Origin of the sequence: Brachybacterium sp. UNK5269 (assembly GCF_049266655.1) — a bacterium.
Classification (GTDB): Bacteria; Actinomycetota; Actinomycetes; order Actinomycetales; family Dermabacteraceae; genus Brachybacterium.
Genome location: NZ_CP184883.1, coordinates 157105 through 169907 on the forward strand (window position 1 = coordinate 157105; position 12803 = coordinate 169907).

9 protein-coding genes and 1 pseudogene are annotated in these 12803 nt (G+C 71.5%); 6 read left to right on the plus strand and 4 right to left on the minus strand.

Going from position 1 to position 12803, the window contains the following annotated elements:
• Positions 1-40 precede the first annotated feature (40 nt).
• The 6 genes and pseudogenes from ACOJUI_RS00760 to ACOJUI_RS00785 all read left to right on the plus strand — a co-directional run bounded on the left by ACOJUI_RS00760 (position 41) and on the right by ACOJUI_RS00785 (position 7504).
• Entirely contained in the window at positions 41-895 is an 855-nt protein-coding gene (locus ACOJUI_RS00760; protein ID WP_422117587.1) for an ABC transporter ATP-binding protein, read from the plus strand.
• Positions 895-1755, plus strand: coding sequence for an ABC transporter ATP-binding protein (locus ACOJUI_RS00765; protein ID WP_422116209.1), 861 nt, complete (start codon positions 895-897; stop codon positions 1753-1755). The genes ACOJUI_RS00760 and ACOJUI_RS00765 overlap by 1 nt, the downstream gene beginning before the upstream one ends.
• Positions 1752-5207, plus strand: coding sequence for a glycosyl hydrolase 2 galactose-binding domain-containing protein (locus tag ACOJUI_RS00770; RefSeq protein ID WP_422116210.1), 3456 nt, complete (start codon positions 1752-1754; stop codon positions 5205-5207). Before ACOJUI_RS00765 ends, ACOJUI_RS00770 begins: the two co-directional genes overlap by 4 nt.
• 100 nt (positions 5208-5307) lie before the next feature.
• Positions 5308-5715, plus strand: a complete 408-nt coding sequence (locus ACOJUI_RS00775; RefSeq protein WP_422116211.1) for a hypothetical protein — start codon at positions 5308-5310, stop codon at positions 5713-5715.
• A 473-nt stretch (positions 5716-6188) separates the two neighbouring features.
• Positions 6189-7142: pseudogene (locus tag ACOJUI_RS00780) on the plus strand (DUF222 domain-containing protein); the annotation flags it as partial.
• 167 nt (positions 7143-7309) lie between these two features.
• Entirely contained in the window at positions 7310-7504 is a 195-nt protein-coding gene (locus ACOJUI_RS00785) for a hypothetical protein (RefSeq protein WP_422116212.1), read from the plus strand.
• A 16-nt stretch (positions 7505-7520) separates the two neighbouring features.
• Here the strand turns inward: ACOJUI_RS00785 and ACOJUI_RS00790 are convergent, their stop codons facing one another.
• From ACOJUI_RS00790 to ACOJUI_RS00805, 4 genes are read right to left on the minus strand one after another with little or no spacing between them, the layout of a single operon-like run.
• A complete protein-coding gene (locus tag ACOJUI_RS00790) occupies positions 7521-9485 on the minus strand; it encodes a right-handed parallel beta-helix repeat-containing protein (RefSeq protein ID WP_422116213.1) in 1965 nt (654 codons plus the stop codon).
• A gap of 58 nt (positions 9486-9543) precedes the next feature.
• The gene (locus tag ACOJUI_RS00795) at positions 9544-10365 is read right to left on the minus strand and encodes a carbohydrate ABC transporter permease (RefSeq protein WP_422116214.1); all 822 of its coding nucleotides are present in this window, start codon (positions 10363-10365) and stop codon (positions 9544-9546) included.
• Position 10366: 1 nt separating this feature from the next.
• Positions 10367-11329 carry a carbohydrate ABC transporter permease gene (locus tag ACOJUI_RS00800; RefSeq protein ID WP_422116215.1) on the minus strand — a complete coding sequence of 321 codons (963 nt, stop codon included), beginning with the start codon at positions 11327-11329 and terminating at the stop codon, positions 10367-10369.
• Positions 11326-12642, minus strand: coding sequence for an extracellular solute-binding protein (locus ACOJUI_RS00805; RefSeq protein WP_422116216.1), 1317 nt, complete (start codon positions 12640-12642; stop codon positions 11326-11328). Before ACOJUI_RS00805 ends, ACOJUI_RS00800 begins: the two co-directional genes overlap by 4 nt.
• Positions 12643-12803 lie beyond the last annotated feature (161 nt).

The following is a 12803-nucleotide window of genomic DNA, read 5'->3' on the forward strand; positions in this document are numbered from 1 at the left end:
CCCCACCCTCGAGGCCGATCGCGCCGCGCACGGTTCCCCGTTGCTCGAGGAGCCGATCCTCACCGTCCGCGACCTCAACATCGTCTACGAGGTCGAGAACCCGGTCCACGCCGTCAAGGACGCCTCCTTCACCCTGCGCCGCGGGGAGATCCTGGGCCTGGCCGGGGAGTCGGGCTGCGGCAAGACGACCCTCGCCTACGGGCTGAACCAGTTGCACCGGCCGCCCGCCCGGATCGTCTCCGGCTCGGTGACCTTCCACGACGCCACCTCCGGGGACGATGTCGACGTGCTCGCACTGGCCGGTGAGCAGCTGCGCGCCTTCCGCTGGTCGCAGGTCGCGATGGTGTTCCAGGGGGCGATGAACTCCCTGAACCCCGTCCTCAGCGTGGCCACCCAGATCGGGGACGTGTTCACCACCCACCGCCCCCAGATGTCGGCGACCGAGCGGCGCCGCCGCAGCGAGGAGCTGCTGGAGCGGGTGGGCGTGGACCCCTCCCGCTTGGCCGCCTACCCCCATGAGCTCTCCGGCGGCATGCGCCAGCGCGTGATGATCGCGATGGCCCTGGCGCTGGACCCGCAGCTGATGATCATGGACGAGCCCACCACCGCGCTCGACGTGGTGGTGCAGCGGGAGATCCTGCAGGAGATCCTCCGGCTCCGTCAGGAGCTGGGGTTCGCGGTCGTCTTCATCACGCACGACCTGCCGATGCTGCTGGAGATCTCCGACCGCATCGCGGTGATGAAGCAGGGCGAGATCGTCGAGCTGGAGACCGCCGAGGACCTCTACTTCACCCCGCAGAACCCCTACACCCGCCGGCTGCTGGGCTCCTTCCCGTCGCTGACGGGCAAGACCGGGGACTTCGTGCGCGCCGGCTTCGACCAGAAGGAGGGCTGATGACCACCCTCACCGTGTCCGGCCTGGACAAGACGTACACCCTGCGCGACGGGCTCCGCTTCACGCGGCTGCGCGCCGTCAAGGGCGTGGACTTCGAGCTGCGCCCCGGCCGCACCGTCGCCCTGGTGGGTCAGTCGGGATCGGGCAAGTCGACGATCGCGAAGCTCATCGCCCAGCTGGAGCGGCCGACCGCGGGCACCATCTCCCTGGACGGCGCCCCCATCGGCACCCGCGGTCGGGCGCTGGCCCGGTACCGCGACGAGGTGCAGATGGTCTTCCAGGACCCCTTCGCCTCGCTGAACCCCTTCCACAGCATCGGCCACCACATCGAGAGGCCCCTGCTCCTGCACGGCAAGGCCACCAAGCGGACCGTGCGCGCGAAGGTGCTCGAGCTGCTGGAGCGCGTGAACCTCTCCCCGGCCGAGCAGTTCATCGACCGTCGGCCCCATGAGCTCTCCGGCGGCCAGCGCCAGCGGGTCGCGATCGCCCGGGCCCTGGCCCCCGAGCCGAGCGTGCTGATCGCCGACGAGCCCGTCTCGATGCTCGACGTGTCGATCCGACTGGGGGTGCTGAACCTGCTCGCGCGCCTGCAGCGGGAGGAGAACCTCGCGATGCTCTACATCACCCACGACCTCGCCACCGCCCGGCACTTCTCCGACGAGATCCTGGTGATGTACCGCGGGGAGGTCGTCGAGCGGGGACCGGCCGACGAGGTGATCCTGAACCCGCAGGCCGAGTTCACCAAGCAGCTGCTGATCGCCGCCCCCGAACCCGGCAACAACCCCCGCTTCCTGGCCGAGGCCCGCCGCCGCGGCGTCCCCATGCCCGACCATCTCGCCGACATGGAGAACACGCTGTGACCACCCCCGCCGCCCTCGGCCATCCCGTCCGCACCACCCACGCCGCCCGCGCCGCGGGGCCGCGGCGCCGACTGCTCCACGACGGGTGGACGCTGAGCATCACCGACGGGCCCGCCCCGTTCCCGGTCCGCGAGGTCCCGGCCACCGTGCCCGGCACCCTCATCACCGACCTCCTGGCCGCCGATCTGATCCCCGATCCCTACCTCGACCAGAACGAGCACGACCTCGCCTGGACGGGGGAGTGCGACGTCCTCTACCGCACCGTCTTCACCCGCGAGACCGGGCTGGCCGCGGGGCGGGTCGACCTGGTGGCGGCGAGCCTCGACACCGCCGCCACCATCGTGCTGAACGGCGCCCGGGTGGCCAGCGTGCAGAACCAGCACCGCTCCTGGCGGTTCGACGTCACCGACCTCCTGCGGGACGGGGAGAACGTGCTGGAGATCCGCTTCGCCTCCCCGCTGCGCACCGCCCGCGAGAACATGGAGGTGCTCGGCGAGCTGCCGGTGGTCGGCAACGACCTGCCCTACAACGCGCTGCGCAAGATGGCCTGCAACTTCGGCTGGGACTGGGGTCCGGTCCTGGTCACCAGCGGCATCGCCGGCGAGCTGGCGCTCGAGGAGTGGGCCGACGCCCGCCTGGCCGAGGTCCGCCCCCGGGTCATGGTCGACGACGCCGAGGGCACCGTCGCGCTGCACGCGCAGATCGAGCGCGCGGATCTCCTGGACCTCAGTGGCCTCGAAGTCACTGCGCTGCTGCTCGATCCGGAGGGCCGGGAGCTGACCCGCAGCTCCGCCGCCGTCGGCGAGGACGGGGAGGACGCGCTCGACCTGGCGCTCACCACCGCCGATCCCGCGCTGTGGTGGCCGCGCGGCTACGGCGAGCAGCCCCTGTACGCGGTCCGCCTCGAGCTGCGCGACGCCGCCGGCGCCCTCCTGGACCACCGCGAGCACCGCATCGCCTTCCGCACCGCCGGGGTCCTCGAGGAGCCCGACGAGATCGGCACCTCCTTCACCGTGACCGTGAACGGCCGGCCGATCCTCGCCAAGGGCGCCAACTGGATCCCCGACGACTGCTTCCCGACCCGCCTGGGCCCGGAGGACTACCGCGCGAGCGTGGACGATGCGGTCGAGGCCGGGATGAACATGCTGCGCATCTGGGGCGGCGGGCTGTACGAGTCCGAGCTGCTCTACGACCTGTGCGACGAGCTGGGGATCCTGGTGTGGCAGGACTTCACGATGGCTTGCGCCGCCTACTCCGAGCTCGACCCGCTGCGCAGCGAGATCGAGGCCGAGGCGCGTGAGCACATCGTCCGGCTCGCCTGGCACCCCTCCCTCATCCACTGGAACGGCAGCAACGAGAACGTCGAGGGCTACTACCACTGGGGCTGGAAGGACACCCTGCCCGCGGGCACCGCCTGGGGCCTCGGCTACTACACCGAGCTGTTCCCCGCCCTGCTCGCGGAGCTCGACCCCACCCGCAGCTACACGCCCACCAGCCCCTTCTCCCGGCCGCTCCCGGAGGACCCCCGGAACCCCGACCACGGCACCGTCCACAACTGGGTGGCGTGGGCCTCGGAGGAGGACAACGACTACCTCCGCTACCGCGACACGGTCCCGCGCTTCTCCGCGGAGTTCGGCTACCAGGGCCCCGCGAACTTCGCGACCGTCGCCCGGGCGATCAGCGAGCGGCCGCTGGACGAGGACTCCCCGGCGATGCTCTCCCACCAGAAGGCGGTGCGCGGGCAGGACAAGCTGCGCCGCGGCATGGCCCCGCACCTGCCGCCCGTCGAGGGCTTCGACGACTTCCACTTCGCCACCCAGCTCAATCAGGCCCGGGCCCTGATCTGCGGCATCGGCCACTACCGCTCCCACTGGCCGATCTGCGGCGGGACCATCGTGTGGCAGCTGAACGACTGCTGGCCGGTCACCTCCTGGGCGGCCGTGGACGGCGACCGACGCCGCAAGCTGCTCTGGTACGCGCTGCGGGACCTCTACGCCCCGCTGCTGCTGAGCGTGCAACCCCGCCCCGAGGGCCCGGTGGTGAGCATCGGCAACGACTCCGACGAGCGCCTCGTCGGCCGCCTGCGCCTGCGGCGCCAGGACCACGACGGAACCGTGCTCGAGGAGGCCGGGATCGACGTCGACGTCGCCCCCCGCTCCGCCGCCACCATCGCCGTCCCCGGGCCGCTCGCGGCCCCCGCGGACTCCGCCTCGGAGGTGCTCGTGGCCCAGCTCGGGGACGACGGCCCGGCGCACCGTGCACTTCTTCGCCGAGGACCGCGACTCCGCGCTCGCCGGTGGGGCGCTCACCGCGAGCGCGGCAGCGGTCGAGGGCGGGGTCGAGCTCACGCTGAGCGCGAGCAGCACCGTCCGGGACCTCTGCGTGCTCGCCGACAAGGTCGATCCCGACGCGGTCGCCGAGCGCCAGCTGCTCACCCTGCTGCCCGGGGAGACGACGACGCTGCGGATCCGCACCGGCGCCGGCGTCGCGCCGGAGGCGTTCCTGGCGCCGGAGGTCCTGGTCAGCGCCAACGACCTGCTGGCCCGGGCCGGCTCCCGGGTCCCGACGGCCTGAGCGCCGACGAGGCCGGGGGAGGAGCCGCCGTGGGCACGATCTGCATCGCGATCCCCGACTCGGTGTGGTCGGCGCGCTCGGAGCAGTTCTACACCCAGGTGCTGCACGGCCTGGAGGCCACCGCGGTGCCCCGCGGGCACGGCGTCCTCAGCCGGGTCGCGCGGGACGTCGAGGAGGAGCTGGAGGCGCTGCGCCACTGGGCGGAGCAGGGCCTCGGGACCGTGGTGGTCCTCAAGGACCTGCAGGAGGACGATGCCCGACCGCGCACGGTCGAGGCGCTGGGGCTGCCGTACGTCGTGATCGGCGACGAGCGGCAGTGCCCGGGTTCCCCCCGCGTCACCGACGACAACGGCGGCACCATGCGGCGGCTCCTGCAGGACCTCCGCGAGCGCGGGCACGAGGCCATCGGCCACGTCGGAGGTCCCCTCGAGCTGCTGCACAGCCGCTGGCGACGCGAGGCCTACGAGGAGGTCATGCGCGAGCAGGACCTGCCGGTGCTGGTCGCCCAGGGCGACTACAGCGCGGCCAGCGGCGCCGCGGGCACGCAGGCGCTCCTGGACGGCCCCGTGCGGCCCTCGGTGATCATCTTCGACAACGATGCGATGGCGATCGCCGGCTGCGAGCGGGCGCTCGCGGCGGGCATCCGCGTCCCGCAGGAGCTGTCGATCGTGGCCTGGGACGACTCGCCCGCCTGCCAGACGCATGAGCCGGCGATCGCCGCGGTCGACCGCCAGCCGCATCAGCTGGGCGTCGATGTGGGACTCGTGGCCACCGCGCTGCTCGCGAGCCCGCCCGAGACCCTGCAGATCGCCCAGCCCGCGCTGCCGGTGCTCCCGCGCGGCACCCTGGGCCGGTGCGCGGGCGCCGCGCCGCGCTGAGCGCCGGTCCGGGGCTCGACGCCGGGCGCGGCCAGGGGCATGATCGGACTCCCGCCCCGCCCCACCTCGGCGCACGCAGCGCCGCCACCCGAGGAGACCGATGAGCATCACCGGCGCCGTCGCCCCCGGCGGCCACGACCTCGTCCTGACCCGCACCGTCCCCGTCGCACGCTCGCTGATCTGGGACCATCTCGCCGATCCGGAGCTGCTCGCCACCTGGTACGGGACCTATGCCGGGGACCCCGCCATGGGCCGCGTCGAGGTCACCATGACCGCGGAGCCCGGCGCGACGGAGGCCGAGGAGTTCACGATCCACGCCTGCGAGACCGGGCGCCTGCTCAGCGTCAGCTCTGCGGTGGGGGAGGAGACCTGGCGGCTGTCGGTGGAGCTGGCCGACGCCGACGCCGCGGGGGCCCCGCCACCCGCCTCACCCTGCGCCACCACGACCTGCCCGCCGCGATGCTGGCGGACGTCGGCCCCGGCTGGGAGTGGTACCTGGACCGCCTGACCGCGGCCGTCACCGGGAGCGCGATCCCGGGCATGGACGTCTGGGACAGTCAGTACCTGACGCTCGGATCGGAGTACGCCGCGCTCGGCCGCTGAGCCCGGCTCGACGCGTTCTCTCCTCCCCAAGACGCGTTCTCTCCTCCCCAGCGGGCGACGATCCACACCGGCCGGGTTCAGGCCTCGTGTGTCGTGCTCGAGTGGTCCAGTGGTGCTGGAGTCCCGATCCCCTGCAGGTTGGAGCCAGCCATGACGAGCACCCCGCCGACTCCGGGCACCGGCGAGTCCGGTCCCCCCGCCCGCCTCACCCGCTCCGATGCCGAGTCGTTGGGCCGACGGATCCAGCAGCAGGCAGCGACGATCGCCGAGGCCACCTGCGCGCTGCTGCTGATGGTCGGCGACTTCGATGCGCGCGGCGGGGTGGGCTGGTTCGTAGGCCTGAAGTCGACGGCGCACTGGCTGGCCTGGGCGTGCTCGATGTCGCCCGGCACCGCCCGGGAGCACGTCCGGGTGGCGCGGGCGCTGCGGACGATGCCGCTGACGGTGGCGGAGTTCCGGCTCGGACGCCTGTCCTACTCGAAGGTCCGCGAGATCACCCGGGTCGCCGACCGGGTCGAGGAGGCGGTGCTGGTCGACCTCGCGCGGGGGATGACCGCCGCGCAGCTGGCGCGCACCGTCTCCTCCTTCCGCGCGGTCGACGGCAGCCGGCTCGGTCAGGATGCGGCGCGGCAGGCGCGCTGGCAGGTCCGCGACGACGGGATGGTCGAGATCCGCGCCGTGCTGCCGGCGGAGATGGGGGCCGAGCTGATCACCGCGCTCGACCTCGCCCTCGCTCGCGACGGCCACGACCCGACTCCGGCGGACTGCCCGCAGCGGGTCGACGCGGGTGACCCGGCGGCCGGGGTGGTCGACGCGGCTGACCCGTCGGCCGGGGCAGAGGCGACCGATCCCGCCGCGGTGCTCGCGGCAGAGGCGTCCACCGTTCCGACGCTCGAGCAGCGCAGCGCCGACGCCCTGGTGGGCATCGCGCGCACGTATCTCGACGCAGCGCCCGATGACCGCTCCGGCGAGGATCGCCATCTGGTGGTCGTCCAGGTCAGCGCGGAGTCCCTCAGCCGGGACGTTCCCGCGGGAACGTCCAGTCCGCCGACGGCCGCTCCGGGTGGTCCCGTCGGCCTCCCCGAGCGCTGCGGGATCCTCGGTCAAGGTCCCCTGGAGACCCGCACCGTCGAGCGCCTGGCCTGCACCGGCAAGGTCGCGATCGCGATCACCGATGCCGGGGGCGAGATCCTCCACCTGGGCAGGTCGCGGCGCCTGGCCTCCCGCGCACAGCGCCGCGCCCTGCGCCTGCGCGACACCACCTGCACCTTCCCCGGCTGCCATCAGCTGCGCCACCTCGACGCGCATCACACCACGCCCTGGTCGGAGGGCGGTCGCACGGACATCGAGGGGCTGGCGCTGCTGTGCCGTCGCCATCACGTGATGGTGCATGAGGGGGCCTGCGGCTGGTCCGCGACCAGACCGGCGCCGCGCCGCACGCCCCGCGCTTCCGGGTCGTCGACGCCTCCGGACGACCCGTCCAGGCGCGCTGGCCCGCCATGCTCGAGCACCTGCGGGTCAGCCACCCCAAGATTGCTCTCGATCAGGCCGGCCCCGGCGCGGAGGCACATCGCGTCGTGGGGCCCCGCGACGATGATCCCGAGCGGATCGCCGCCACCACGGGCGGGGCCGGATTCCGCCTCGCCGACTGCGTCGACCTCCTCTGCCGCAGCGTCCTGGAGCTCGCCGCGTGAGCCCCGGAGCACGGCCTCACCAGAGGCGGATCGAGTTCTCGCCCTCCCGCAGTCCCGCGAACGGTCCGGTGACGGAGTCCTCGTCCCGCAGCGCACCCAGCAGGTCCCGCTCGATGCGCACCGGCGAGCCGTCGTCCTCCTCGAAGTCGACGCCCGCGAAGCGCACGTGCTCGAGGTCGGTGCCGGTGATGGGGCCCAGGGTGGCGCGGGCGAGCGCGGCGGGCACCGTGATCTCCAGGTGCAGCTCCTCGCCGTCCTCGCGCAGCGCGAGGGGGACCGGCCCCTCGAGCCGCACCGGGTCGCTCTCGCGGACGTAGGGCTCATTGCCCGCCGCGTAGACGTTGCGCGCGATGTACACGGGCTGCGGCGGGGCGATGAAGCGCTGATGGTCCTTCGCCGGGTCGTGGGGGACCGAGGCGAGGTACGCCGCGAAGGACTCCGGATGCGCGTCGAACACGGCCAGCCCGTACTGCGGGGGCACCAGCCCGAAGTAGCCCTCCGGGTCGAAGGAGGGCCGCTCCGGATCGCCCAGGAACAGGTTCCCGATGAAGCGGTCGTCGCCCGCGGCGGTCACTGCGAAGCCGGCGACCTGGGTGCTGTGGGGCACGTGGTACGGCGTGGCGCGGTCCACCACCGGCTCCACCTGCACGGTGCCGCCGATCAGGTTGTGCACGTAGGCGCCGCCCTGGGCGCGGTCCTCGATCGCGGCCGGTGAGGCCAGCAGGTTGTGGTCCACCACGTAGGGGCCGTGGCTGACCTCGACGAACAGGTCCCGGGAGTTGCCGTGGAAGACGTTGCGGGTGATGCGGGTGCCCTGGGTCTGCCAGTCCAGCCAGAGGCCGAGGTTGCAGTCGTGGAGGCGGTTGTGCTCGATCCGGGTGTCGATCGCGGCGTGGAGCTTGATGCCGGCGATCTCGTGACCGAAGAACTCGCGCTTGGTGCCGATCCGGAAGATGTGGTTGTCCTCGATGACGGAGAACGCGCAGCCCAGATGGCCGACGATCCCGTTCTGCCCGCAGTCGTGGATCGTGTTGCGGCGCACCACGTGGGAGCCGATGTGCTCCTTGTCCCAGCCGATCTGCAGGGCGCTGAACACCGACTCCAGCTGGTACTGGTAGCCGGGCTTGTCGCCCCGCTCGGTGGAGTAGTTGTGCCCGGTGGTGCGCTCCTTGCCCAGCGAGATCGCCGAGCACTTCGCATCGTGGATGTGATTGTCCTCGATGATCCAGCCCTTAGCCCAGTTGGGCCCGATCAGTCCCGGCTGGTCGGCCGTCGGCGGGGCCCACGGAGTGGCGGCGTGGCAGAGCTCGAAGCCGCGCACGGTCACGAAGTCCACGTGGTGCTCGGTGGGGAAGAACACCGAGCGGCGCACGCTGATCTCGACCAGCTCCGCCGTGGGATCCACCCCCGGCATCAGCGCGGTGATGACCGTGGTCTCAGCCCCGACAGCCGCATGCCACTGGTAGGGCGCGGACTCGGGCCGCGGGACCGGGACGGTCAGGCCCGTCCAGTCGTCGAGCACCTCGGCCCGCTCCACCGGGATCGCGACGGCCTCGGCCGAGTCGACCTCGTACCCGGAGACGCCGCGCACGTAGACGTCGCCGACGTGACGGGGCTCGTCGAAGGGGCGCACCAGCCAGTCCCCGCGGACCGGCTCGGCGAAGGGGTTCCAGTCGCCGAACAGCGCATTGGGGACCTCCGTGCGCCAGACGTCGCCCTCGACCCGCTGCCAGTCGGCGACCGGCTCGGAACCGGTGATCACCACGTGCTCACCGGGCGCCGCCTCGAAGGTGACGCGGCGGGTCTCGCTGAGGCCCCCGTGCTGCGGACGGACCCACTCGCGGTAGACCCCGGCGTGGACGCGGACGGTGCCGCCGGGGCGGACCAGCTCGGCGGCGCGGCCGATGGTGCGCAGCGGGGCGCCGGGCGAGCCGTCGGCGTCGTCGGAACCGGAGATGGAGACATGCAGGAGCTGGTGCACGGGGGCCCTTCGTCGAGAGCGGGTCGTGGGGTGGGGGACCTGCTGCGTCAGCAGGGCCTCACTTGGAGAAGCCGGCGGTCAGGCCGCTGATCAGCTGGCGACGGCCGAAGATGTACAGCACCAGGATCGGCAGCGCCGAGAGCATCACCGCGGCGAGCACGGCGGGGATGTTGGTGGTGAACTCGCCCTGGTACGCCCACAGCGACAGCGGCAGCACCCGCTTGTCGGCGCTCTGGGTGAGCACCAGCGGGAACAGGAAGCCGTTCCACACCTGCAGGGCGTCGTAGATGCCGACGGTGACGACGGCGGGCTTGGCCAGCGGCAGCACCAGCGAGCGGAACATCTGCCAGTCCGAGGCGCCGTCCACGGTCATCGACTCGTAGAGCTCCTTGGGGACGTCCCGCAGGAAGTTCGTCAGGATCAGCACGGTGATCGGGATCGCGAAGGCGATGCTGGGCAGGATCAGCGCCCACAGGGTGTCGTACAGGCCCATCTGCACGATCAGGTAGTAGATCGGGATGATGGTGGCCTGCAGCGGGATGGCGATGCCCAGCAGGAACAGGCGCTGGCTGAACCGCGCCAGCCGGGTGCGGCTGCGCACGATCACGTAGCTGGCCATCAGCGAGGCCGTCACCACGGCGACCGTGGTCACCACGGTCACGATGACGCTGTTGGTGAAGTAGCGCAGGAACTCGTTCTCCAGCACGTACCGGAACGGCTCGAGGGTGAACTCGGTGGGCAGCGACAGCGGGTTGGCGCTGAAGTAGTCCTCGCGGGGACGGACGCTGGTGACCACGATGTAGTAGATCGGCACCAGGATGACGAGCAGCCACAGGAAGCCCAGGGTGCCGCCGATGACGTTGGGGGTACGGGTCTTCATCTCAGGCGCCCTCCATCTGGCTTTCCATCTTGTCGGCTCCGGAGATCCGGTTCAGTCCGAGGGACATCAGCAGGCCCACGGCGATCAGCAGCACGGCGATCACGCTGGCCGGGCCCATCTGGTAGGACCGGAAGCCGGTGAGGTACATGTCCAGCGGCAGCACGCGCGTGGCGTTGCCCGGGCCGCCGCCGGTGAGGATGAAGATCAGGTCGAAGTAGGTCAGCGAGCCCACCAGCATCAGGGTGGAGCTGGTGACGATCGTGTACTTCAGCTGCGGGAGGGTGACGTTGAAGAACTGCCGCACCCGCCCCGCGCCGTCCAGCGTGGCCGCCTCGTACATCGAGGTCGGGATCTGCCGCACGCCCGCCTGATAGAGCAGGGAGTGGAACGGCACGAAGGACCACGAGATCACCATGATCAGCGTGTAGAACGCGAGGTTCGGCGAGCCCAGCCAGTCCTGGCGCAGGAAGTCCGCGCTGAAGGCCCGCGAGAGACCGAAGTTCGGGTCCAGCAGCGCCTTGAAGGCGATGCCGGTCGCCGCCGCCGAGAACAGCAGCGGCAGGAAGTACAGCACCGAGAACGCCTCGCGGTAGCGCTGGTGGCCCGCCATGAAGGCGCCCAGCAGCAGGCTGAGCGGGAACTGCACGACGTAGCTCAGCACCGTCATCAGCACCGTCAGCTTCATCGCGTTGAGCGTGACCGGGTTCTGGAAGACCGAGAACCACGCGTCGAACCCGGCGAACTGGGGCGTGCCCAGGCCGTCCCACGCGAAGAAGGACAGCACGACCACACCGGCCAGGGGCAGCAGGGCGAAGACGCCGAAGAAGCTCAGGGCGGGGGCGAGCAGCCAGTTGCTCGGGGCGGTCCGCAGCGCACCGCGCCGGGTGCCCGGGGCCGGCGCCCGCGAGGAGCCGTGCTCCTCGTGGACGCCGGGATCCGATGGACGGGACTGCGCAGTGGTCATGAGGCGAGCGTCGCGTTCATGGCGGCGACGAAGTCGGCCGGCTCCTTCTCGCCGAGGAAGACCTGCGAGAGGTTGGTCAGCAGCTCCTGCGCGGGGGCGGGCGCGAGCGCCTGGTCCCAGGAGAGCTGGAAGTGGGGAGCGCTGAGCACCATGTCGTAGGCGAAGGACAGGAAGTCGCCGTCGTCCAGCTCGGGCAGCTTGTCCTCGATGCCCTGGACGGCGGGGATCGCGCCGATGCTCAGGAAGCTGTCCACCATCTCCTCGTTGAGGTTGAACTCGTTGAGGTACTGGATGGCGAGCTCCTGGACCTCCGGCTCGGCGTCGGCCGAGACGGACCAGTAGTTGGCGGGGTTGCCCACCACGTTGGCCGGGTCGCCGGTGCCGCCCTCGACGGACGGGAAGTTCAGGAAGCCGAGCTTGCCGTCGGCCACGAAGTCCGGGGCGTCCTGCTTGAAGGTGCCGTAGACCCAGCTGCCCTGCAGGAGCATGGCGGCCTTGCCGGTGTGGACGAGGGCCGCGTCGGCGCCCGCGTCGGCGGCGACGGAGCCGAAGTTGGAGCCGAAGGCGCCGGCGTCGACCAGCTCGACGATCCGCTCGAGGGCGGCGGTGATCGCCGGGTCGGACCAGGCGTCGGCCTCGCCGGCGAGCACGTTCTGGAAGACGCCCTCCCCGCCGATGCGGTCGGTCAGGTACTGGATGTACATGAGCTCGGGCCAGACGCTCTGGCCGGCCAGCGAGATCGGGGTGATGCCGGCGGCCTTGAAGGTCTCCACCGCGCTCATCAGCTCCGCCCAGGTGGTGGGCGGGGTGACGCCGTTGCTCTCGAACAGCTCGGTGTTGTAGTACAGGATCACCGGCTGGGTGTCGTTGTTGGGGACGCCGTACTGCTTGCCGTCCACCTGCGCCACGCCGGCGATCGAGTCGATGGTGCGGGAGAGGACCTCGTCGACCTTGCCGGTCAGGTCCACCACGGACTCGTTGGCGACGTAGTCGGCCAGGGTGCCGCCGGCCCAGTTGAAGACCAGGGTGGGGGCGTTGCCGGAGCCGATCGCGGTGCGGATCTTCTCCTTGTAGGAGTCGTTGGCGAAGTACTCGGAGGCGAAGGGGTTGTCGGGGTTCGCCTCGTTCCAGGAGTCGAAGGACAGCTGGTAGGTGTCCTGCTTGGCGCCGGTGAGGGCCCACACGGACAGGCTCGAGGGCGAGCCGCCGCCGCCCGCGGGCTGGGTGCCGCCGCCGCAGGCGCTGAGGGTGACGAGGGCGGGGATCGAGATGCCGAGGCCGGCGAGGGTCGCGCGGCGGGTGACAGGCTTCATTGCTGTGCTCCAGTTCGATGCTCGGCGGCTATGCCGAAAAGATTTCGGAAACTGCTGTCTGTTCCGTTAAGGTAGACCTACCGAGCCATCCGGGTCAACCCGTGGTCCCGGCCATGAAAGACAACGAAAATGGACAGAAAGCTTCGCTGCTGGTCGTAGGC

Bases quoted from the DNA above. Each gene is read 5' to 3' on its own strand.
- ACOJUI_RS00765 (WP_422116209.1), top strand. From the start codon at position 895: ATGACCACCCTCACCGTGTCCGGCCTGGACAAGACGTACACCCTGCGC.
- ACOJUI_RS00775 (WP_422116211.1), top strand. From the start codon at position 5,308: ATGAGCATCACCGGCGCCGTCGCCCCCGGCGGCCACGACCTCGTCCTG.
- ACOJUI_RS00785 (WP_422116212.1), top strand. From the start codon at position 7,310: ATGCTCGAGCACCTGCGGGTCAGCCACCCCAAGATTGCTCTCGATCAG.
- ACOJUI_RS00795 (WP_422116214.1), bottom strand. From the start codon at position 10,365: ATGAAGACCCGTACCCCCAACGTCATCGGCGGCACCCTGGGCTTCCTG.
- ACOJUI_RS00800 (WP_422116215.1), bottom strand. From the start codon at position 11,329: ATGACCACTGCGCAGTCCCGTCCATCGGATCCCGGCGTCCACGAGGAG.
- ACOJUI_RS00805 (WP_422116216.1), bottom strand. From the start codon at position 12,642: ATGAAGCCTGTCACCCGCCGCGCGACCCTCGCCGGCCTCGGCATCTCG.